The sequence below is a fragment of the Bradyrhizobium sp. S3.7.6 genome, from assembly GCF_054061875.1.
Window position 1 is genome coordinate 5393088 of the sequence record NZ_JBSSEQ010000001.1, and the last position, 19377, is coordinate 5412464.

A 19377-nucleotide genomic window follows, 5' to 3' on the forward strand; every position below is an offset into this window, starting at 1 on the left:
CTCGCGGCGCCAGGCTTCGATGGCGCAATGACCAAGGCAGAGAACCGAGCGGCCGCCAGGGCCTACCACCAGGAGCGGATGCGTAAGCTCGACGAGGAAGCCGAAGCAGCACGCATTTTTAGACGGGGATAAACGACCATGGACATCATCCCATCTCTTTCACGGTGGAGAGAGCGGTTCGATTCCGCCAGGGAGCGCCATCATCCGGGCCATCGGGTCGGGTGATGCGGCGAAATCCGCCGCCCCTCCATGAACCTCCCCGCCCCTGACCGACGACCAATGTCCCGTTGGAACCGGTACAGGCCCATGGCGCAGCGCAAATCCCCCTCGGACCGCCAGACCGGCGCCGCCTCGCCGGCACCGCCGTCCTGGATGCACCGTACCGCGCCCTACGCGCCGGAGCGGCGCGCCAGAATGCTGGAGCACATGGCACGCGCCCGATCGCTTCCGCAGCCCCAGGCCGCGACGGTGCCGACGCCGTCGCACACGAGCGGCGTGGACATTCTCGGCGATGCCTTGGGCTACACGGTCCTGTTCGGTGTCATCGCCCTGCTCTTCCAGTCGCGCGTTCCGCTCTACCTCGGCGCCTATCTCTTCCTCACCGACGGCGAGCGCATCGAGCACGCGCTCAGAGTGGTCGGCATCCGGTTCGAGCCCAACACGATCGGCCCCGACATCATCAAGGGCTTCGCTTCCCTGTTCGGATGGTTCGCGCTGCTCGCATCCTTGCGGGGCTCCGTGCCGGCCTGGCTTGCGGCATGGATGCCGCCGGACACATCCTGGCCCACCATTGCCGGCATCGCCGTCGTGTTCGCGACCGTCGAAGCGTCTGCGGGGCTGGCGATGCGGCACGCATTGCCGTGGTTCGGATTTCAGATCAGGCCGGACAGCCTGACCGCGACGGCGATCAAGCTCCTCATGGCCCTTGGCCTGCTCGCCTTGCTGGTGCTGCTCGGATCTCTCTGAGCGGCATGCAATGACGATGTCGTGAGACGGCCGGGCCGTTTACCGGAAATTTACCCCTGCTATTTGATCGGCGTATCGTTTGCTTAGACGTTGCGCCCTACCGTGAATCTACGGAAACAATCCGAAACACGATTGGCGTTCATGTCCGTCTCAGAGTTCCTCCGGCAGCGTGCAGTGGAAGTCAGCGTGAGCGGCAGCTACTCGCTGCCGCGCTGGTACGATTGCGAGGGCCAGCTGCGCACCTTCGCTTGCCGCACCAAGCGTGTCTCCCCGTTCCGCATGATCGTCGACGTGCCCGTTGTCGGCAAGGTCGGCGAGCGCGTGACCTCCTATTTCCAGGACTTTGGCGAATTCCAGTGCACCATCAGCGCGACGCTGAAGGCGGGCTTCCTGATGGAACTCGACATGACGCGGGAGCGGCGCGCCTGGATGTCGGAAAAGCTGACCTGGCTGGAGAAGAAGCAGAAGGACGCCAGCATTCAGGAACTGCGCAATGACGCGCGCTTCGTTCCCCAGGTCTCGCACAGCTTTCTGACGCTCGCCGACGGCAGCACCCATGCCTGCTTCATCATCGACGTCTCCACGGCCGGCGTCGCGATATCCTGCGAATACGACCCGCAGATCGGAACCCCGCTTGCGGTCGGCGCCTGCGTCGGGCGCGTCATTCGCAAATTCGACAACGGCTTTGCGGTCAAGTTCGCCGAGAAGCAGCAGCGGGACGACCTCGTCCGCCTGGTTGTCCGTACGCCCATGCTGCAATCGGCCTGAATCGGCCCAATCGATTTTAACTCAATTTTAAGTAAATACTGGAGGTGCCGATCCCCGCACGGTAGGGTGTGACCCAGCATGTCCGCAATCACTGCGGGCCCCGAGTTATTGGAAGTCCCGGAATGTCCATCGCTGAGTTCGCCCCGGCAGAGAGACCGCCCAAAACGCGCCCGCCGCCGCAAAGCCGCAGCTTCCACCCGGCGTCATCACTGAAGGCCCGCTCGTCCAGGCCAAGTTGCGCGAAAGCTACCTCCTCCTCGGCATTCTCTACGTCGGCGCTGTCGCGGGCATCATCTGGGCCATCACGCAAGGCGTCGGCAAGGTGGAGCTGTTTACCTTCGCTTGGATGTTCGCGCTGACGACGTTCGGCATCGGCGCAGGCATGCACCGCCTGTTCGTCCATCGCAGCTTCCGCACCGGCCCGATCATGCGCGTCTTCTTCTGCGCCATCGCCCAAATGGCGGTGCAGGGCTCGATCGCCAAATGGGTCGCCAACCACCGCCGCCACCACCTCTATGCCGACGACGTCGGCGATCCCCACAGCCCGCAATTCGACGGCTTCGGCAATCGCTATGTCAGCGCGCTCAAGGGCTTTTTGCACGCCCAGGGCAGCTGGGTGTTCGACCAGGCGACCACCGACAACGAATACTACGCCAAGGACATCCTCGCCGATCCCATCGCGATGTTCTTCGTGCGCACGCGCTGGGTCTGGTACGGGATGTCCGGCGTCTTCATTCCCGGCGTGATCGGCTACACCTTCGGCGGCGTGCACACCATGATCGGCTGCGTGCTGTTCTCCGGCCTGCTCCGCTGCTACCTGCTGATCCTCACCAGCCAGCTCACCGGCTCGGTCTGCCACGCCTACGGCTATCGCCGCTTCGAGGTCGAGGACGCCTCGACCAACGAGTTCGTGACCACGATCCTCACCTTCGGCGAGGGTCTGCACAACAACCATCACCGCTTCCCGCGGGACGCCTATATCTCGCACGCCTGGTGGGAGATCGATCTCAACGGCCTGATCATTCTGGGCATGGAGAAGATCGGCCTCGTCCACGACGTCTTCCACGCGTCGCACCGTCAGCTCGAGCTGGCGTCCGAAGCGGAAGCGCAGGCGGCCACGACGGGGCGCTGAACCGGCAGGCCGGCGGCCTCATCCGGCCGTCTCGCCTCCGCTCCGCTGCCCTATCGCGGCCCCATTGCGGGATCAGCTTTTGAGGGTCTGTGCCTCGTGCCGGACCTCATTTGCAGACTTGCGATCGGGGGACCGAATGGCAGTCAACAAGATTAGGATTGATAAGATCACTTGGGACAGGGTTGGCCGGGTCACCGAGCCCGGACGCTACATGTACACCTTTGGCTGGCTGACGATTACGGCCGGCGATCTCGATATCTGGAAGCAATATCCGCAAGCCGCCTTCACGCTGCTCGCGCACCACGCCGAGCCGGACGAGGCCGTCGGCGAGGAATTCCATCTCGGCGCCTTCGACATCGCGCCGGACACCCCACCGCCGTTCACCACGCATTGAAGGGCGGGAACGCCGGCCCAAATCGCCTTGCGGGCTGCGCGCGGCGCAGGCGGCTGCGGGAACGCATGGCATGCACGTTGCTTAATCAACGTCATGATGCACATCCCCGCCGTCGACCAGGCCTTCCTGCTGCTGCTCATCGTCTTCTGCCTTGGCACGTGCCTCGTACGCGCCTTCTGGGAGCTGGAGCAGGTGCGGGCACGCCGGGTCGCTGCGCCGCCCCGCGGGCGCACAACGAAGCGTGACTAGGCCGGTTGGCCCGGCCCAGCGTTGTCCAGGCGGCAGCCACGCCGCCTCTGGACAGGCCTTTCGCGCACGTGCATCGTGAATCGAAGAAACCTGCGCAGTGCCTTGATCTGACTTGCCAATCGCGATCCGGTGATGAGCGCGGACCGCTCCCATCAATGACGAATTGGTTCTGTCATGCGCTTGATTGCGCTCGTCTTCTACACGTTCGGTGCCGATCCCGATGAACGCTGGCTGTCGCGCCTGTTAAGTGACGCGACAGCAAATGCATGACACATGGTCGCATCGGTAGACGTAGATAAGCAGATCAAGGGAACCTATTTTCGGCGCCGATGTACCTAATTGAAGCTTTGCCCACCGTCATCGGAACTGCCGCCATCGCCCCGGCGCTGCTGATGCTGTGGCTCGTCATCGCCGCCGAGGAGCGTCCGGGACCGCCGGCCCAGGTCTGGACCGCGTTCCTGCTCGGGGCGGCCAGCATTTCGCTGCTGGGCCTTGCCCGCGCGCCCTTCGCCAAGATGGTTGCAGCCCCTGACAACCCCTGGGCGGCGCTCGCCATGCATTCGGTCTTCGGGGTCGCGCTGCCCGAGGAAGCCGTCAAGGTGATCGCCATCGTGCTGGTCTCCTCGACCAAGCGGCGGACCTTCGCCAATCCGATGGACACCGTGGTCTATGGCGCCGCGGTCGGCCTCGGCTTCGCCGCCTACGAGAACCTCGCCTATCTCGTCCAGCATGCCGAGATGTGGCGCTCGCTGGCCGCGCTGCGCAGCGTGCTGACCGTGCCGTTCCACGGCGCGCTCGGCATCATCGCCGGCGCCTACCTGACGATCGCGCGCGCCGGCACGGCGCTGGGCGCCAACCGCCACCATCGCGACTGGGCGCGCCTGTCCAGCCGCCTGCTGATCTTCGCAGGCCCGGTCGCGCTGCATTCGGCCTTCGACTTCCCGCTGCTGACCTTGCAGCGGATGCCCGATCTCGATCCCACGCTGCGGATGTGGCTGGGTGGAGCGAGCCTGCTGATCGGCTTCAGCTCGATCGCCTTCGCCATCCGCCTGGTGCGGCGGGTCGCGCGCCATCACGCGCCGAGGACCGATATCGCGCGGGAGCGGCTCAGCCAGCTGCGCCGGATGTGGGCGCTGCTGCTCGCCGGCGGCGGCGTCGGCTTCCTCGGCCTCGCCTTCGTGCTGACCTCGATCCATCACTGGTTGATCAACCCCGAGCGCAATCTGACATTGGCCCTGATCCCGATCGGCTTCGTCTCGATCCTGCTCGGCCTCGCGCTCCTGATCGTCACGATCGCGATCTACATTCTCGGCCGCAACCGCGTTCGCACCAGCGGCGAAGGTTTTTCGTCAGCGCACGGCGGCGGTTGAGCCCCGGGATGGCAAGCGCGGTGTGTGCATACTAGATTGAGCACACATCTTTCGATCTGGAGCCTGCCGATGACATCGCCTGAGGATTTTTCCCGGCTGCAATCCGCCATGAGCGAAACGGTCAAGGCGCATTGGAAGGCTTTCCTGTTCGAAGGCATCCTGCTTGCCGTCCTCGGCGTCGCCGCGCTGATCCTGCCGCCGCTCGCGAGCCTTGCGATCACGATCTTTCTCGGCTGGATGTTCCTGATCAGCGGCATCGGCGGACTGATCGTGACCTATTGGGCGCGCAGCTCGCCGGGGTTCTGGTGGTCGCTGATCTCGGCCGCGCTGGCCGTGCTCGCCGGCATGCTCCTGCTGGCCCGCCCCATGCAGGCCGTGCTGACGCTGACCATCGTGCTCGGCGCCTACTTCCTCGCCGAGGGCGTCGCCACCATCATGTATGCGCTGGAGCACCGCCGCGAGCTGAGCAGCCGCTGGTCCTGGCTCCTGATCTCCGGCCTCGTCGACATCGCCATCGCGTTCATGGTGATCACGGGGCTGCCGAGCTCGGCGGAATGGGCGATCGGCATCCTCGTCGGTATCAATTTGCTGTTCGGCGGCGCCACCCTGATCGGCATGGCGCTGGCGGCACGCAAGAGTAACAGTTGAGGCGCCTCGTGGCCGCTCGCGCCGATTGGGGGGTGACAACCCGCCAATCGCACGCTATATGAGCGGCCATGATCACCCTCGTCACCAGCTATTTTTGGTACTTTAGCTACGACAGCTCGCTGGCGGCAGGAGGATCGCGCTCAATCTGAATATTGAAGCAAACGTCCGAACAAGCCGCCAGACTTGGCGGCTTTTTTATTGCCGGCAGGTTCAAACAAACAGGAGCCCGCCGTGCTGAGCACGACCGACGATCTTCGTATCCGCGAACTGAAAGAGCTGAGCACACCGGAAGAGGTGATGCGGGAAGTCCCGCGCACGCTCACCGCAACGCGTGTGGTGATGGCGGCGCGCAACGCCATCCATGCCATCCTCAACGGCCAGGACGACCGCCTGCTCGTCGTGATCGGCCCCTGCTCGGTGCACGATCCCAAGGCCGCGCTCGAATATGCCGAGCGCCTCGCGAGCTTGCGCGAAGAGCTGGCCGACCAGCTCGAGATCGTGATGCGGGTCTATTTCGAGAAGCCGCGAACCACCGTCGGCTGGAAGGGCCTGATCAACGATCCCGACCTGGACGGCAGCTTCGACATCAACAAGGGCCTGCGGCTGGCGCGCAACGTGCTGTCCGCGGTAAACAATCTCGGCCTGCCCGCCGGCGCAGAATTTCTGGACATGACGACGCCGCAATACATTGCGGACCTCGTGTCCTGGGCCGCGATCGGCGCGCGCACGACCGAGAGCCAGATCCATCGCGAGCTGGCCTCGGGGCTGTCCTGCCCGGTCGGGTTCAAGAACGGCACCGACGGCAATGTGCGCATCGCGGCGGACGCGGTGAAGTCGGCCTCACATCCGCATCATTTCATGGCGGTGACCAAGCTCGGCCGTTCGGCGATCGCTTCGACCGCGGGCAACGAGGATTGCCACATCATCCTGCGCGGCGGCAGCCAGCCGAACTACGATGCGGCAAGCGTCGCGGCGGCCTGCGACGATCTGGCCAAATCCGGCGTCGCGCCGCTGGTGATGGTGGATGCGAGCCACGCCAATTCGAGCAAGAAGCCGGAAAACCAGCCGCTGGTCATGGCCGACATCGCCGGCCAGATCTCGGGTGGCGAGAACCGTATCATGGGCGTGATGATCGAGAGCAATCTCGTTGCCGGCCGCCAGGACGTGGTGCCGGGCAAGCCGCTGACCTACGGCCAGAGCATCACGGACGGATGCATCGACTGGGCGACCACGGCAACCGCGCTCGAGCAACTCGCTGACGCGGTCGAGATCCGGCGCAACACGAAGCGCGCGGGGCTGCACGAACGCTCGGCGTAAGGCCAAAGTCAACGCGGGCGGGGCGAGCTGTCGCGCCCTGCCCGCCGCTGGCCACAAGCTAACAGCCGCGGCAGATGCTCTTGATCTTCTTGTCGAGCGCCGCGTCTTCCTTGTTCACGGGATTATTCGGATCGCTCAGGTTTTTCTCGTTCGGTACGTCGCCGGCGCGCGGCTGGCGATGCCCGATCGGTGCTTGCGGCACCGACCCGGACGTCGCGCCGCCGGATGTCGCCCCCTTGGAGCCGCTGGGCTGTGCAACCGCCGCGCCGCCAAGCAAGACCACGAGCGACGCTGCCACCACCATGATCTTCTTCATGTCCGTTCCTCCATTCTCAAACCCACGTTCTCTGCATCGCCGCTCACGTCTCGGGCGGATAGAGATGAACGTCGCCGCAATAATCCACGATACGATAGCGCGTTTCCGTTTCCGCTTCACGCGCGTCGGCTGCGGTATTTTGCACCGCCAACACATAATTCGGCCCCACCGGCGATTTGCCGGCGCCGCCGGGAATGTCGATGACATAATCGGGCTGACACAGTCCTGACACCCGTCCGCGCAACTGCCGCATCAAATCCTGCCCCTGGGCCAGCGTCGTTCGCAAATGCACGGTGCCCGGCGCGAGATCACCGTGATGCAGATAATAGGGCTTGATCCGGCATTCGACGAAAGCTCGCATCAAATCCGACAAAGCGGCAATGCTGTCGTTGACGCCGCGCAAAAGCACGGACTGACTCACCATGGGAATTCCGGCATCGGCAAGCCGTGCGCAGGCCGCGCGCGCGGGCCCCGTCAACTCGCGCACATGGTTGGCATGCACCGCGACCCAAGTGGTCGCGCCTTCGACCTTCAACGCAGCCACCATCTCGTCGCTGATCCGCGCGGGATCGGCGACCGGCACGCGGGTGTGAAGGCGGATGATCTTGACGTGATCGATTCCCGCGAGATCGGCCATGATCTCGCTCATCCGGCGCGGCGACAGCATCAAGGGATCGCCGCCGGTCAGGATCACTTCCCAGATCTCGCTGTGCGAACGGATGTAGTCGATCGCCGCGCGATAGGCGCCGTCCGAGAGCGCGTTCTCCTTGCCGGGCCCGACCATTTCGCGGCGGAAGCAGAAGCGGCAATAGACCGCGCAGACGTGGACGAGCTTGAACAGCACGCGGTCGGGATAGCGATGCACAATGCCCTGCACCGGCGAGTGCGGATGATCGCCGATCGGATCGGCGCTCTCGCCTGGCTGCATCTCCAGTTCCGCGACGGTCGGAACGAATTGCCGCGCGATCGGATCGTGGGGATCGGACGTGTCGATCAGCTCGACCAGCGCCGGCGTGATCGCCACCGCATAGCGCGCGGCGACACGCTCGAGCGCGGGCAGCGCTTCGGCCGGTGCAAGCTGCGCGGCCACAAGTTCGGCCGGCTCACGCAGGGTGCGTGCAAGATTGGTCTTCGTCATGTCTCACTTAACGTTTCATTTGCAGGCGGTGTCCACACCACCTGATCGATCCGCGCTGCGCCGCTCGCCAGCATCACCAGCCGGTCGAAGCCGAGCGCGACACCGCTCGCCTCCGGCATTTGGGCGACCGCGGCCAGAAAATCCTCGTCCAGCGGATAGGCCTCGCCATAGCGGCGCTGCTTCTCCGCCATCGACTCCGTGAAGCGCTTGCGCTGTTCCTCGGCGTCGGTCAACTCGCCAAACCCGTTGGCGAGCTCGACGCCGCAGGCATAGACCTCGAACCGCTCGGCGACCCGCGGGTCATCGGCCTTCACCCGCGCCAGCGCCGCCTCTGGAGATGGGTATTCGAACAGAATGGTCAAACGCCCCTGCCCCAGATGCGGCTCGACATGCTCGACCAGGACCTTGCTGAAGATGTCTGACCAGGTGTCGTCCTCCGCCACCCGGACCTTGCCGCCGGCGGCCTGCGCGAGCGCGGCACGGTTACCCTCGCCGCCCGAAATTGTCGACAGCAGGTCGATCCCTGCGAACCGCTCGAAGGCGCCGGCGACCGTCACCAGCTCCGGCTCGGCGAAGGGATCCGCGGTCCGGCCGCGGAAGGAGAAATTCCCGATCCCGGTCGCCTGCGCGGCGCGGGCGATGACGACGACGGTGTCCGCCATAATGGCATCATAGGGGGCGCTGGCCCGGTACCATTCCAGCATGGTGAATTCGGGCAGATGCAGGTCGCCGCGCTCGCGATCACGGAACACCCGTGCGAATTCGAAAATCCGCTCCTCGCCCGCCGCCAGCAGCTTCTTGCAGGCGAATTCCGGCGAGGTCCGCAAGTACCGGCTGGCACGGCCGCCATCGGGCCGCATGATCTCGGTCCGGGGGGCGTGCAGATGGGTTTCGTTGCCCGGGGAGACCTGAAGGACCGAGGTTTCGACCTCGAGGAACCCCTGCTCGGCGAAAAAGCCCCTGAGAGACCCGGCAATGGCCCCTCTGGCCTGGAGGAACGGCCGCCGGTCGAGGTGCCGCGAGGGCGACCAGAACGGCGAAATCGGCTTGTCCCCAACCATCAACCGGCCGCCGCGCAGGCCAGCAAAATGCTGGCATTCAACGACAAAATGCGTATGTTGCGGCCCGAAACGGGTGCCGCGGTCTGATTTGAGGCCCCAGGTCCCCCATCAATTTGACCACGTCCTGGCCGGAGCCGGGCCAAGCAAGCAGGAAATATAGCTTTGAGAGTCATCGCCAGTTCTATTCGCAAGGGCAACGTGATCGAGCAAGACGGCAAGCTTTATGTCGTTGTGACCGCCGAGAACATCCATCCCGGCAAGGGCACTCCGGTCAGCCAGATCGAAATGCGCCGAATCTCGGACGGGGTAAAGATCTCCGAGCGCTACAAGACCACCGACCAGGTCGAGAAGGCCACGATCGAAGAGCGCAACTTCACCTTCCTCTATGAAGATGGCGACGGCTTCCATTTCATGAACCCGGAAACCTATGACCAGGTCCAGGTGTCCAAGGACGTCATCGGCGACGCGGCCGCCTATCTCCAGGAGAGTATGACGGTCAAGCTGTCGACGCATGACGTCAACGTGGTGTCGATCGCGCTGCCGCAGCGCGTGACGCTGGAAGTGGTCGAGACCGAGCCCGTGACCAAGGGCCAGACCGCCTCCTCCTCCTACAAGCCCGCGGTGCTCTCCAACGGCCTGCGCACCACCGTGCCGCCGCACATCGCCGTCGGCACCCGTATCGTGGTGATGACCGAAGACGGCTCCTACTCCGAGCGCGCCAAGGACTAAGCGAGGAATCAGAGCAGGTGCCGCCGGGGGCCGAGGCAGTGGTTGGGAAAAGTTTCCGCTTCGTCTCGCTGTTTCTGGCGGCGCTTTCGCTCCTCACCGCCACTCCGCTCGCTGCGGACGAAATCCGCAGCCCTTCGCTCACGGCGCTGCGCGTCGATTGGCGCGCAGCGCTCGACCAGCTCCGCACCGAGGTCAACAGCCGTCCCCCGATCGCGGGCGACTTCATCTTCGCACCCCGCCGTTCGGTGCCACGCTACGATCCGCGCGCGATGCCTGCGCTGGTGCAGCTCAACGCGGTCTCATCGCAATTCTTCACCGGTATCGCCCGCAGCTCCGTGCCCGTGCTGCTGCCGTTCGATGCTGCCGCCTATCTCGAGGCGCAGCGCAATCGCGCGCCGGGGACACTCGCGCTCTCGCACTACCAGGCCGACTTCAATCCCGTCGACATGTTTGATGCCGGCCCCTCAGGTTACAGTGCCAGCTTCTCGCTCGAACCCGGTGCCGGCGACGGCATGCCGAGCCGCGTCTACACAAGGCCGGTCGAGGTGCAGATCACGGGCTCGGCACTCGTTTACGACGTCGCCGATCCCGCCGGCGGCAAGGGCGAGCAGGTCAAGCCGCTTGCGGCAACCTATCCGGACCTGCGCAGGTTCATCCGGGAAGGCTATGTGCACTACGCCTTCACCCGCTTCGGCGTTGCCTATGTCGTCTCCATCCAGTGCCTGGATAGCATCGCAAAGCCGCGGAGGCTCGCCTGCAAGGAAGCCTATCCGGTTGCCGAGCGCTTCCTGAAAGGGCTCCGCATCGCCGGCGGCCAGCGCATGCGGCCGCTCACGGACATGGCCTCCAGCATCATCGATCGTCCTTCAGCGCGGTCGCCGGATTTCACCTACCGACCGAGCGGCGACATCATCCCGAACACCGGCTATCGCAACAAGGCCGGCCATCCGGATGTGATGGCCTATGCGCAGATCCGTTTTCCGCTCGAAAAGGCGCCCGCCTTCGTGCGTTCGCAATCCTACGGCAAGCGCGACAAGAGCGACGGCCCGACGGCCTATCCCTGGCGCGACAATTTCTGCGAGTCCCGCAGTTTCGAGGTCTGGCAGTGCGGCGGCGGTTATGGCCACCAGGGCGAGGACATCCGCGCCGCCGAATGCCCACCGCCCGGCGAAGGCCACGAACCCTGCGATCGCAAGCAGCGCGGCGTCGTCGCGGTGCGCGACGCCATCGTGATCCGCGGCGCCAAGGATCAGGCCGCGACGCTCGAGGTCAACAGCCGCACCGAGCATATTCGCTTCCGCTATATGCACATGAACCCGCAGGCGCTGACCGCCGACGGCATGCTCAACGGCCGCATCGTCACCGAAGGCGAGAAGATCGGCGTGGTCTCCAACTATCTCGACCATCCCGCCGGCACATCGATGCATTTGCATTTCGACGTGCAGGTATTTACTCGCGACGGCTGGATCTGGGTCAGTCCTTACGTCACGCTGGTCTCGGCTTATGAACGCCTGATCCACGCCCGCGGCCGCGAAGTCGGCCCCGAGATCGCCGGCACGCCGCAGCCGGTGGCGCATGCGTTGCCGGAGGACGTGATCAAGCCGGACCTGCGCGAGGGATCGAGCGGCGAGGAGAATTGAGGGGCGAGTTCGCTCATGCGGCCGCTACGGACTACTCCAACAGCGTCGTCAGCTGCGCGCCCTCGTCCGCCACGAACACCGCGATCAATTCCGCCGGCTCGGTCGCGCTGGCATTGGCCGAGACCAGATGCGTCGATCCCGGCGGCTCGAAGAAGGACTGGCCGACGCCAAATGTCTCGACAGGACCGCCGCCAAGCTGGGAACGGATTTCACCCTTGGTGATGTAGGCGGTCACCGAACCCGCGTGACGATGCGGCCGCGAAAATCCGCCGGGACCGTAGAACACACGCACGATGGTGACGCGCTTGCCCGGGACGTTCGGCAGCGCGTAGGAGCCGATCGGTTCGACCTTGTCGAGCGGCGAGCTCTCCGCCGCCGTCGCGCAGAGCGGCGCCAACGCGCCGGATACCGCGTCCATCGTCACCGGCAACGCCTTGCCGATCGCAACCGCGCAGGCGAGCCCGCCGACAACGGCCAGCGCCATCGAGCGCGATGGCGCCGGACGCTGCGCATGGGTCAAACTCATTGCAGTCATGATAACCTCCCCTTGTTTTCTCGTTGTTGCACTCAAGATGCCGCCGCGCTCGCTGCGACCGGCCGCTTCGCCGGCGTCCAGCGATACGCGGCGCCAAAGCGGTTCCAGACGTTGATCGAGGCGACCGCCGAGGTCAGGTACATCAGCTCGGCCTCGGAGAATTCGCGGGAAGTCTCCGCATAGACCTCTTCGCTGACGCCATCGGGCAGGAAGGTCAGCGCCTCCGCCCAGGCCAGCGCGGCGCGCTCGCGCGCGGAAAAGACCGGCGCCTCGCGCCAGACCGCGACCAGATTGAGCTTGTCCACGGGCACGCCGATCCGCTCCGACAACAGGACGTGGTGCTGCACGCAGAAGGCGCAGCCGTTGATCTGCGAGGCGCGCAGCTTGACCAGCTCGAGCAGCTGCTTGTCGAGGCCCGCCTTGGCCGCCACCTGGCCGAGCGCCAGCACCAACTCATACGCATCGGGCGCGATCTTCTTGAAATCCTCGTACTCGCTGCGGGCGTGTGACATTGGCGTTCACCTCGTGTATTGTAAGACCACTTATATCTTATAAGAGCTCTTATATGCCACGCAAGACCGCTGCCATCACGAAATCGAAGGATTCGCGGAAGCCGACGGCGCCTGCCGAAATCGTTGCCGTTCGCGTGCCCGCGCCCGGAGAAGGCAAGCGCGGCGAGCAAGGTTATCTCGGCTATCTGCTGCGACAAGCCCACGCCGCGGTCCGCCTCACGATGGAACGGACGCTCGCCGACCTCGGCGTGACGTCGCCGCAATTTGCCGTGCTGACCATGCTGAACGCCTATCCGGGCCTCTCGGGTGCCGACGTCGCCCGGCTCACCTTCCTGACCCCACAGACGGTCGGCGTGATCATTCGCAACCTCGATCGCGACGGTGCGATCGCAATGACGCCTCATCCGGTCCACGGCCGGATCCAGCAATGGACGCTGACGCAGCGGGGAACGACGCTGTTGAAGGCGTGCAGGGAGCGCGTGATCGCGCTGGAGAAGCGCCTTGCCGCAAGTCTGGACGCCAAGGCAGAGACCGCGATCCGGCGCTGGCTCGCCGGCATCGCCGCCGATTTGCAGGAGGACTAACCGGCCCTAGTCGCCGCCGCCTCCGTCGCCACAGCAGCCGCCGTCGCCTCCATCGGCATCCGAGAAATCGCTGACGGCGCCGTCGAAATCGCTGACGGCGCCGTCGAAATCGCTGACGGCGCCGTCGCCCTGAATGCCGCGGCCAAAGTTCTCGGCGATGATCATCAGGATCACGACAAACAGCCCGGCGCCGAACGGCCAGGGATTGCTACGGATGATGTCGAACAGCTCCCGCATGCGCGCATTCTGGGCAGACGGAAGCAAATCGACCGTAAAGCGACAGGCTTGAAATTGGGGATATCCGGGCAAGCCTAAGGACGCTCAGCCGCCCTTCAACGCTTTCTTAACCTCGCCGTCGGGCCAGGCATCGCCCGCCGCGCTCACGCGCACGCGGCTCTGATCGGCGGCATTCACCAGCACATGCGAACTCGTCCGATCACCGCTCGGCTCGAGACGCAAATCGGTTTCGGGCTTCCAGCTCAACGTGGTCGCGAGATCGCCGGGATAGATCCGCCATTGCGATCCGTCGTCGAGCTCGACGACATGACTTTCCGCATGTGCCCGTATCTTCATTCCACCCCGAATTCTCGATGAGCAGACTGCGTGCAGACGGCGGGCCCCGGCGCTCGGCCGGGGCCCAGCTCCGTCAGTCGTTGTCGTGATGAATCACGGTCTTGCTGCGATTGCCGAATTCATCTTCCTTCTTGATCACCGTGGTGCGGTTGGCAGGCTCGCGCTCCCTGATGACCGTGGTGCGGTCGCGATCGCGGTCCCGCTCACGATATTCGTGGGACTGTCCGACCGTCACGCCAGCACCGACCGGGCCGACGTGAACGCCGACTTCGTCGGCGAATGCAGGGGCAGCGATGGCCGTGACCATGGCGGCGGCAAACAGATATCTTTTCATCTTCATCCTCCAGTGTATGCGGAGGGAATGCGGGACTGCGACACTTTGTTCCGGCAGAACGCGGGGGCGATAGCCTGTTCCCGGTGTTCCAGGAACCGGCCCACAGCAGCCGTGATTCCCGCTAGAATGGGTCCATGAAACAAGCTGATTCCTCGGCCAATCACAGCCGCCGCGCCCTGCTTCGATCCACGCTCGGCGCAGCCGCCTTCATCACATTCCCCACGCAGCTTCTCGCCGCGCCTCCGGGCTTCGACGAATGGCGCGAGGGTTTTCGTGCACGCGCCATGGCGAAGGGCATTTCGGCCGCGACCTGGCAGCGTGCGATGGCGCGGGTCGAGCCCGACATGAGCGTGTTCAAGCAGATGCGCAACCAGCCCGAATTCCACGAGCAGGTCTGGCAATACATCAACCGCCGCGTCTCGGACTGGCGCATCATCAATGGCAAGATCGCGCTGAAAAACAACGAGGCGCTGCTCGCGCGCATCGAGCGTGATTTCGGCGTCGAGCGCGGCACGCTGCTGGCGCTGTGGGGCGTGGAGTCGGCCTACGGCGATCCGCTGGTGCAACAAAACCACATGACGCCGGTATTCCCCTCGCTCGCCGCGCTCGCCTGGAACGAGCCGCGCCGCAAGGCCTATTGGGAGACCGAGCTGATCAACGCGCTGCGCATCGTCGACAAGGGCTGGAGCACGCCGGAGCAGATGCAGGGATCCTGGGCCGGCGCGATGGGGCATTCGCAATGGATGCCGGAGGTCTGGCTCAATGTCGGCATCGACTATGACGGCGACGGCAAGGTGTCGCCGTTCGGCAAGCCCGACGACGCGCTGGGATCGACGGCAAAGTACCTGGTCAATCGCGGCAAGTGGCGCCGTGGCGAGCATTGGGGCTACGAAGTGCGCCCGTCCGGCGATATGGGCGGCAACCGGACCTACGCGGCCTGGGCATCGGCCGGTGTCACCCGTGCCGATGGCCAGCCGTTTCCGCAACCGAATGCATCCGCGCAGATGTGGACGCCGGTTGCGGGCGGGCCGACATTCCTGCTGGGACCGAATTTCTATTCGGTGAAGAGCTACAATCCCTCGATGAACTATGCGCTCGCAATCTGTCATCTCGGCGACCGCTGCCTCGGCGCGCCGCCCTTCATCCAGCCCTTCCCCGGCTCAGAGCGCGCGCTGACGCTCGCCGAGGTGCAGGAGATGCAGACGCGCCTGACCAAGGCCGGGTTCGACACCGGCGGCACCGACGGCCGCGTCGGTAACGACACCATGAAGGCGATCAAGGATTTCCAGCAGCGCGCTGGGATCACGCCCGCCGATGGCTATGGCGGGCTGAAGGTGCTGGCGAAGCTGCGGCAGGGGTCGTAACTCGCCTCAGTGCCGGTACTGCGGCTCTTCCGCGTCGAGCTGCCGCCGGATCGCGGCGAGATGCAATCGCGCGGATTCGGAATCGCCATCGCGCATCTGCCTGTAGGTTTCCGCCGCGATCGCGGGATCGACCGGCAGCACCTTTCGTCCCGTCGACATCGCCAGCACCTGCACCTCGGCGGCGCGCTCGAGATAGTAGAGATCGTCCCAGGCCTCCGCGATGGTCGGCGCCAGCACCATCACGCCATGATGCTTCATGAAGACGATGTCGGCATCGCCGACAGCGGATGCGATCCTCGCGCCCTCGCGGTTGTCGAGTGCGAGGCCGTTGTAATCGCGGTCCACTGCGGTGCGGCCGTAGAATTTCAGCGCGGTCTGGCCGGCCCAGATCAGGGGATCACCCTCGGTCATCGACAAAGCCGTGGCGTAGGGCATGTGGGTGTGGAAGGCGACCTTCGCGCGCGGCAGCAGCCTGTGCATCTCGGCGTGGATGTAGAACGCGGTTGCCTCGGGCGCGCCATCGCCGTCGAGCACGTTGCCGTGGAAATCGCAGATCAGGAGCTTTGACGCCGTCAGCTCGCGGAAGGCGTAGCCATATGGATTGACCAGAAAGAGATCGTCATGGCCGGGCACCACGGCCGAGAAATGGTTGCAGATGCCCTCCTCAAAACCATTGCGCGCGGCCATGCGGAAGCATGCTGCGAGGTCCTCGCGCGCGGTGCGGATCGCGTCGGTGGCGAGATCAGGCCGGTTCGAGCGGAACGGCGCAGCTGCGGATGAGGAAGATTGAAGGCTGTGCGCCATGGCGAAGGAAACCTCTATCGGTCGGAAGAGGCCCGCGTTGTACAGCGCCAACGCCTCTGCGTCAGCCCCCGCGGGCGCCACCCTGCCCTTCGCGTCTTGCGCGGCGGCTTATTGCCGCCGCGGCACGCCGCCGGCGTTCATGCCGCCGTCGATGACGAGCTCGCTGCCGGTGACGTAACGCGAGGCGTCGGAGGCCAAATACAGCACGCCGGAGGCGATCTCCGCGGCCTGCCCGGCGCGGCCGAGCGGGGTTGCGACCTTGGCTCGCTCCTCGGGGTCGATCGGGGCGTTCTGGCCGGCGCCCGTTGCACCCGTCGGAATCTTGCCCCAGATCGGCGTGTCGATGATGCCGGGGTGAACGGAGTTGACGCGGATGCCGTCGCCGGCCGCCGCGCACTCCATGGCGATCGATTTGGCGAACAGCCGCACGCCGCCCTTGGTCAGCGAATAGGCCGAGAGGCCTGGCGCGCCGCGCAGACCCGCGAGCGAGGACATCATCACGATCGAGCCGCCACCGGTCTTGCGCATCAGGGGCAGGCAATGCTTCACGGAGAGAAACACGCCGTCGAGATTGATGGCGTTCTGCTTGTGCCAATCAGCGAGCGTCATATCGACGATCGAGGGCACGGCGATGCCGATGCCGGCATTGGAGACCATGATGTCGAGCCGACCGTAGCGCTTGGCGATCTCGGCGACGATCTCGATCCAGCGCTCCTCGCTGGTGACGTCCTGCTCCAGGAAAATCGCCTTGCCGCCGGCTTTGGTGACGCGCTTGGCGAGCTCGGGGCCACGCAACTCGTCGATATCGGTGACGACGACGGTGGCGCCTTCGCGGGCGAACAATTCGACGATGGCCTCGCCGATGCCCGAGGCGCCGCCCGTCACCAGCGCGACCTTGCCCTCAACCTGCCCTGCCATGTTCACTCCCTTTTTTGTTGCTTGAGCGGCTTATTTTTGACGCATGATCTCCGCGCAAACGCGTACCGCGTTTGTCGCGGGGGATCTTGCGTTATCTAATCACGGATGGTCCCTGGTCCGGTAGCGCGACGTCGACGACGCGGAATTGCACGCGCTCGGCGCCCTGGTACCGGTCGACCGACAACGATCCCGCGACATGCAATTGCTGACCGCGATTGGCGAGAAGTGCATTGCCGAGCTTCTGGCCGACCGAACGGAACGCAATGCCGTTGACGATCGAGCCGTCGCCGGACTTGAAGCGTAGCCTCAAATGCGCCTGTCCGACCTCATCGGCATAGACGAGCTGATGCGATGGCAGCGCCAGCACGACTTCCGGATTGCCGCTGCCGAAGGGACCGGCGCGGTTGAGCGTGGTCGCAAGCTCCGTCGTCACCGCGCGCGCGGACACCGCGCCGTCGACGTAGAGCTCGTTGACATGGCGCGCCTCGGCAACGTCGCGCGCCAGCGCGTTTTCGAGATAGGCGCGGAATTCGGCGAGCTTCTCCTTCCGCAACGTCACGCCCGCGGCCATCGCGTGGCCGCCGCCCTTCAGCAAGATGCCGTCAGTCACCGCCTGCCGCACTGCCTTGCCGAGATCGACGCCGGCGATCGAACGGCCCGAGCCGGTGCCGATGCCGCCGGGCTCCAGCGCAATCGCGAAGGCCGGCCGCGAAAACTTCTCCTTCAGGCGGGACGCGACGAGGCCGACCACGCCGGGATGCCACCCCTCGGAGGCCGTGACGATCACGCCAATCTTGTCCTCGAGCCCAATCGAGGCCAGCGCCTCGGCTTCGGCCTGCGCTTCGGCCGCCTGCTCGATGACGCGGCGCTCGCTGTTGAGGCGGTCGAGCTCGGCTGCAATCCGCGCCGCCTCGACGCTGTCGCCTTCGAGCAAGAGCCGCACGCCGAGATCGGCGCGGCCGATACGGCCGCCGGCATTGACGCGCGGCCCCAGCATGAATCCGAGATGCCAGGCCTCCGGCGGGCCGTTGAGCCGCGCCACGTCCATCAGCGCGGTGTGGCCGACATGGTCGCGCCGCCGCATCGCGATCAGGCCTTTTGCGACGAAAGCACGGTTGAGCCCGATCAGCGGCGCGACATCCGCAACCGTGCCGAGCGCGACGTGATGCAGCATGCCGAGCAGATCGGGCTCAGGCATCTCGCTCGTCCAGAAGCCGCGCTGGCGCAGCTCGCGGTTGACGGCAACCAGCGTCACCAGCACGAGACCGACGGCGGCGAGATGGCCGAGGCCCGAGAGATCGTCGAGCCGGTTCGGATTGACCAGCGCATCGACCTCCGGCAGCTCCGTGCCGGCTTGGTGATGATCGATCACGACCACGGACATGCCGAGGCGCTTGGCTTCCGCGAGCGGCTCGATGCTGGTGGTGCCGCAATCGACGGTGACGAGCAGCGTGGCGCCCTTGGCGGCCAGCGCGCGGATCGCTTCGGTGTTCGGGCCGTAGCCTTCGAAAATCCGGTCGGGAATATGGATCAGCGGATCGAGCCCGCAATGGCGCAGATGCCAGGCGAGCAGCGCTGCCGAGGTCGCGCCATCGACATCGTAGTCGCCGAAGATCGCAACCTTCTCGCCGCGCACCGCCGCGTCCGCGATCCGCTTCGCGGCGGCCTCCATCTCCGTCACGGTGTACGGGTCCGGCAACAGCTTGCGGATGGTCGGATCGAGGAAGTCGGCGACGGCGTCGATATCGACACCGCGGCCCGCCAGCACCCGCGCCAGCAACTCCGGCAGCTGGTGCCGCTGCACGATGACGAGCGCCTTGGCCGCCCCGCGCGCATCCAGCCGGTCGAGCCAGAGCTTGTCGGTGAGCGAGCGCGCGACGCCCAGAAACGCCTGGGGCACTTCGACGGGCAAGGCGGTTGCGGGCGGCGTCATGAGTCGAGACTGGCTTGAGGAACCCGGGAATCGGACTGGGCGTTGCGGCGATCGGCCGACAATGACGATTGACCTGGAATCCCCCGGGATTT

The 19377-nt window shown here is 65.3% G+C and carries 21 protein-coding genes and 1 pseudogene; 11 read left to right on the top strand and 11 right to left on the bottom strand.

Annotated features, from left to right (window positions below; all coding sequences use genetic code 11):
- The first annotated feature begins 306 nt into the window (after positions 1-306).
- From ACVJ5M_RS26415 to ACVJ5M_RS26445, 7 genes and pseudogenes are all read left to right on the top strand, one after another.
- A complete protein-coding gene (locus ACVJ5M_RS26415; RefSeq protein ID WP_354097789.1) occupies positions 307-966 on the top strand; it encodes a hypothetical protein in 660 nt (219 codons plus the stop codon).
- Between the two features lie 141 nt (positions 967-1107).
- Complete coding sequence (locus ACVJ5M_RS26420; protein ID WP_354097788.1) at positions 1108-1734, top strand: PilZ domain-containing protein; 627 nt, start codon at positions 1108-1110, stop codon at positions 1732-1734.
- A gap of 122 nt (positions 1735-1856) precedes the next feature.
- Positions 1857-2866 (top strand): annotated as a pseudogene (locus ACVJ5M_RS26425) (acyl-CoA desaturase).
- A 136-nt stretch (positions 2867-3002) separates the two neighbouring features.
- The gene (locus ACVJ5M_RS26430) at positions 3003-3260 is read left to right on the top strand and encodes a hypothetical protein (protein WP_063983473.1); all 258 of its coding nucleotides are present in this window, start codon (positions 3003-3005) and stop codon (positions 3258-3260) included.
- 578 nt (positions 3261-3838) lie between these two features.
- Positions 3839-4879, top strand: coding sequence for a PrsW family glutamic-type intramembrane protease (locus ACVJ5M_RS26435; protein WP_014495490.1), 1041 nt, complete (start codon positions 3839-3841; stop codon positions 4877-4879).
- A 69-nt stretch (positions 4880-4948) separates the two neighbouring features.
- Positions 4949-5527 carry an HdeD family acid-resistance protein gene (locus ACVJ5M_RS26440; RefSeq protein WP_063983474.1) on the top strand — a complete coding sequence of 193 codons (579 nt, stop codon included), beginning with the start codon at positions 4949-4951 and terminating at the stop codon, positions 5525-5527.
- A gap of 231 nt (positions 5528-5758) precedes the next feature.
- Entirely contained in the window at positions 5759-6844 is a 1086-nt protein-coding gene (locus ACVJ5M_RS26445; protein WP_354097787.1) for a 3-deoxy-7-phosphoheptulonate synthase, read from the top strand.
- A 58-nt stretch (positions 6845-6902) separates the two neighbouring features.
- Here ACVJ5M_RS26445 and ACVJ5M_RS26450 read toward each other — a convergent pair whose 3' ends face one another.
- Genes ACVJ5M_RS26450 through epmA form a run of 3 tightly spaced genes read right to left on the bottom strand, consistent with a single transcriptional unit; the run spans position 6903 to position 9359 of the window.
- On the bottom strand, positions 6903-7160 hold the full coding sequence (locus ACVJ5M_RS26450) for a hypothetical protein (RefSeq protein ID WP_063983475.1): 258 nt from the start codon (positions 7158-7160) through the stop codon (positions 6903-6905).
- Between the two features lie 43 nt (positions 7161-7203).
- A complete protein-coding gene (locus tag ACVJ5M_RS26455; protein ID WP_354097786.1) occupies positions 7204-8298 on the bottom strand; it encodes a lysine-2,3-aminomutase-like protein in 1095 nt (364 codons plus the stop codon).
- Entirely contained in the window at positions 8295-9359 is a 1065-nt protein-coding gene (gene epmA, locus ACVJ5M_RS26460; protein WP_354097785.1) for an EF-P lysine aminoacylase EpmA, read from the bottom strand. Before epmA ends, ACVJ5M_RS26455 begins: the two co-directional genes overlap by 4 nt.
- Before the next feature lie 162 nt (positions 9360-9521).
- Between epmA and efp the strand changes: the two genes are divergently transcribed.
- Both efp and ACVJ5M_RS26470 read left to right on the top strand, forming a co-directional pair.
- On the top strand, positions 9522-10088 hold the full coding sequence (gene efp / locus ACVJ5M_RS26465) for an elongation factor P (protein WP_063983478.1): 567 nt from the start codon (positions 9522-9524) through the stop codon (positions 10086-10088).
- A gap of 17 nt (positions 10089-10105) precedes the next feature.
- Positions 10106-11728: a M23 family peptidase gene (locus ACVJ5M_RS26470; protein WP_354099582.1), complete on the top strand. Its 1623-nt coding sequence runs from the start codon at positions 10106-10108 to the stop codon at positions 11726-11728.
- Positions 11729-11759: 31 nt separating this feature from the next.
- Here ACVJ5M_RS26470 and ACVJ5M_RS26475 read toward each other — a convergent pair whose 3' ends face one another.
- Together ACVJ5M_RS26475 and ACVJ5M_RS26480 are read right to left on the bottom strand one after the other, a co-directional pair.
- Entirely contained in the window at positions 11760-12263 is a 504-nt protein-coding gene (locus ACVJ5M_RS26475) for a cupin domain-containing protein (protein WP_354097783.1), read from the bottom strand.
- 32 nt (positions 12264-12295) lie between these two features.
- The gene (locus ACVJ5M_RS26480; RefSeq protein ID WP_354097782.1) at positions 12296-12775 is read right to left on the bottom strand and encodes a carboxymuconolactone decarboxylase family protein; all 480 of its coding nucleotides are present in this window, start codon (positions 12773-12775) and stop codon (positions 12296-12298) included.
- A gap of 53 nt (positions 12776-12828) precedes the next feature.
- On the opposite strand from ACVJ5M_RS26480, the gene ACVJ5M_RS26485 reads away from it, so the two are divergent.
- Positions 12829-13359 (top strand): MarR family winged helix-turn-helix transcriptional regulator, encoded by a 531-nt coding sequence (locus ACVJ5M_RS26485; protein WP_354097781.1) that lies wholly within the window; start codon positions 12829-12831, stop codon positions 13357-13359.
- 6 nt (positions 13360-13365) lie between these two features.
- Here the strand turns inward: ACVJ5M_RS26485 and ACVJ5M_RS26490 are convergent, their stop codons facing one another.
- The 3 genes from ACVJ5M_RS26490 to ACVJ5M_RS26500 all read right to left on the bottom strand — a co-directional run bounded on the left by ACVJ5M_RS26490 (position 13366) and on the right by ACVJ5M_RS26500 (position 14266).
- Positions 13366-13596, bottom strand: coding sequence for a hypothetical protein (locus ACVJ5M_RS26490; RefSeq protein ID WP_354099581.1), 231 nt, complete (start codon positions 13594-13596; stop codon positions 13366-13368).
- An 84-nt stretch (positions 13597-13680) separates the two neighbouring features.
- A complete protein-coding gene (locus ACVJ5M_RS26495) occupies positions 13681-13932 on the bottom strand; it encodes a hypothetical protein (RefSeq protein ID WP_028161293.1) in 252 nt (83 codons plus the stop codon).
- A gap of 73 nt (positions 13933-14005) precedes the next feature.
- Positions 14006-14266, bottom strand: coding sequence for a hypothetical protein (locus ACVJ5M_RS26500; protein ID WP_028151025.1), 261 nt, complete (start codon positions 14264-14266; stop codon positions 14006-14008).
- Between the two features lie 134 nt (positions 14267-14400).
- Between ACVJ5M_RS26500 and ACVJ5M_RS26505 the strand changes: the two genes are divergently transcribed.
- Positions 14401-15630: a lytic murein transglycosylase gene (locus ACVJ5M_RS26505; protein ID WP_354097779.1), complete on the top strand. Its 1230-nt coding sequence runs from the start codon at positions 14401-14403 to the stop codon at positions 15628-15630.
- 6 nt (positions 15631-15636) lie between these two features.
- On the opposite strand, the gene ACVJ5M_RS26510 is transcribed toward ACVJ5M_RS26505, so the two are convergent.
- From ACVJ5M_RS26510 to recJ, 3 genes are all read right to left on the bottom strand, one after another.
- The gene (locus ACVJ5M_RS26510) at positions 15637-16434 is read right to left on the bottom strand and encodes an aldolase (protein WP_354097778.1); all 798 of its coding nucleotides are present in this window, start codon (positions 16432-16434) and stop codon (positions 15637-15639) included.
- Between the two features lie 108 nt (positions 16435-16542).
- The gene (locus tag ACVJ5M_RS26515; protein WP_354097777.1) at positions 16543-17352 is read right to left on the bottom strand and encodes an SDR family NAD(P)-dependent oxidoreductase; all 810 of its coding nucleotides are present in this window, start codon (positions 17350-17352) and stop codon (positions 16543-16545) included.
- A gap of 91 nt (positions 17353-17443) precedes the next feature.
- A complete protein-coding gene (gene recJ / locus ACVJ5M_RS26520) occupies positions 17444-19285 on the bottom strand; it encodes a single-stranded-DNA-specific exonuclease RecJ (protein WP_354097776.1) in 1842 nt (613 codons plus the stop codon).
- Positions 19286-19377: the final 92 nt, after the last annotated feature.

Coding starts and splice junctions, on each gene's coding strand:
- ACVJ5M_RS26515 (WP_354097777.1), bottom strand. CDS start 17,352: ATGGCAGGGCAGGTTGAGGGCAAGGTCGCGCTGGTGACGGGCGGCGCC.
- ACVJ5M_RS26485 (WP_354097781.1), top strand. CDS start 12,829: ATGCCACGCAAGACCGCTGCCATCACGAAATCGAAGGATTCGCGGAAG.
- ACVJ5M_RS26450 (WP_063983475.1), bottom strand. CDS start 7,160: ATGAAGAAGATCATGGTGGTGGCAGCGTCGCTCGTGGTCTTGCTTGGC.
- ACVJ5M_RS26415 (WP_354097789.1), top strand. CDS start 307: ATGGCGCAGCGCAAATCCCCCTCGGACCGCCAGACCGGCGCCGCCTCG.
- epmA (WP_354097785.1), bottom strand. CDS start 9,359: ATGGTTGGGGACAAGCCGATTTCGCCGTTCTGGTCGCCCTCGCGGCAC.
- recJ (WP_354097776.1), bottom strand. CDS start 19,285: ATGACGCCGCCCGCAACCGCCTTGCCCGTCGAAGTGCCCCAGGCGTTT.
- ACVJ5M_RS26510 (WP_354097778.1), bottom strand. CDS start 16,434: ATGGCGCACAGCCTTCAATCTTCCTCATCCGCAGCTGCGCCGTTCCGC.
- ACVJ5M_RS26430 (WP_063983473.1), top strand. CDS start 3,003: ATGGCAGTCAACAAGATTAGGATTGATAAGATCACTTGGGACAGGGTT.
- ACVJ5M_RS26420 (WP_354097788.1), top strand. CDS start 1,108: ATGTCCGTCTCAGAGTTCCTCCGGCAGCGTGCAGTGGAAGTCAGCGTG.
- ACVJ5M_RS26440 (WP_063983474.1), top strand. CDS start 4,949: ATGACATCGCCTGAGGATTTTTCCCGGCTGCAATCCGCCATGAGCGAA.
- ACVJ5M_RS26435 (WP_014495490.1), top strand. CDS start 3,839: ATGTACCTAATTGAAGCTTTGCCCACCGTCATCGGAACTGCCGCCATC.
- ACVJ5M_RS26490 (WP_354099581.1), bottom strand. CDS start 13,596: ATGCGGGAGCTGTTCGACATCATCCGTAGCAATCCCTGGCCGTTCGGC.
- ACVJ5M_RS26475 (WP_354097783.1), bottom strand. CDS start 12,263: ATGACTGCAATGAGTTTGACCCATGCGCAGCGTCCGGCGCCATCGCGC.
- ACVJ5M_RS26455 (WP_354097786.1), bottom strand. CDS start 8,298: ATGACGAAGACCAATCTTGCACGCACCCTGCGTGAGCCGGCCGAACTT.
- ACVJ5M_RS26500 (WP_028151025.1), bottom strand. CDS start 14,266: ATGAAAAGATATCTGTTTGCCGCCGCCATGGTCACGGCCATCGCTGCC.
- ACVJ5M_RS26495 (WP_028161293.1), bottom strand. CDS start 13,932: ATGAAGATACGGGCACATGCGGAAAGTCATGTCGTCGAGCTCGACGAC.
- ACVJ5M_RS26480 (WP_354097782.1), bottom strand. CDS start 12,775: ATGTCACACGCCCGCAGCGAGTACGAGGATTTCAAGAAGATCGCGCCC.
- ACVJ5M_RS26505 (WP_354097779.1), top strand. CDS start 14,401: ATGAAACAAGCTGATTCCTCGGCCAATCACAGCCGCCGCGCCCTGCTT.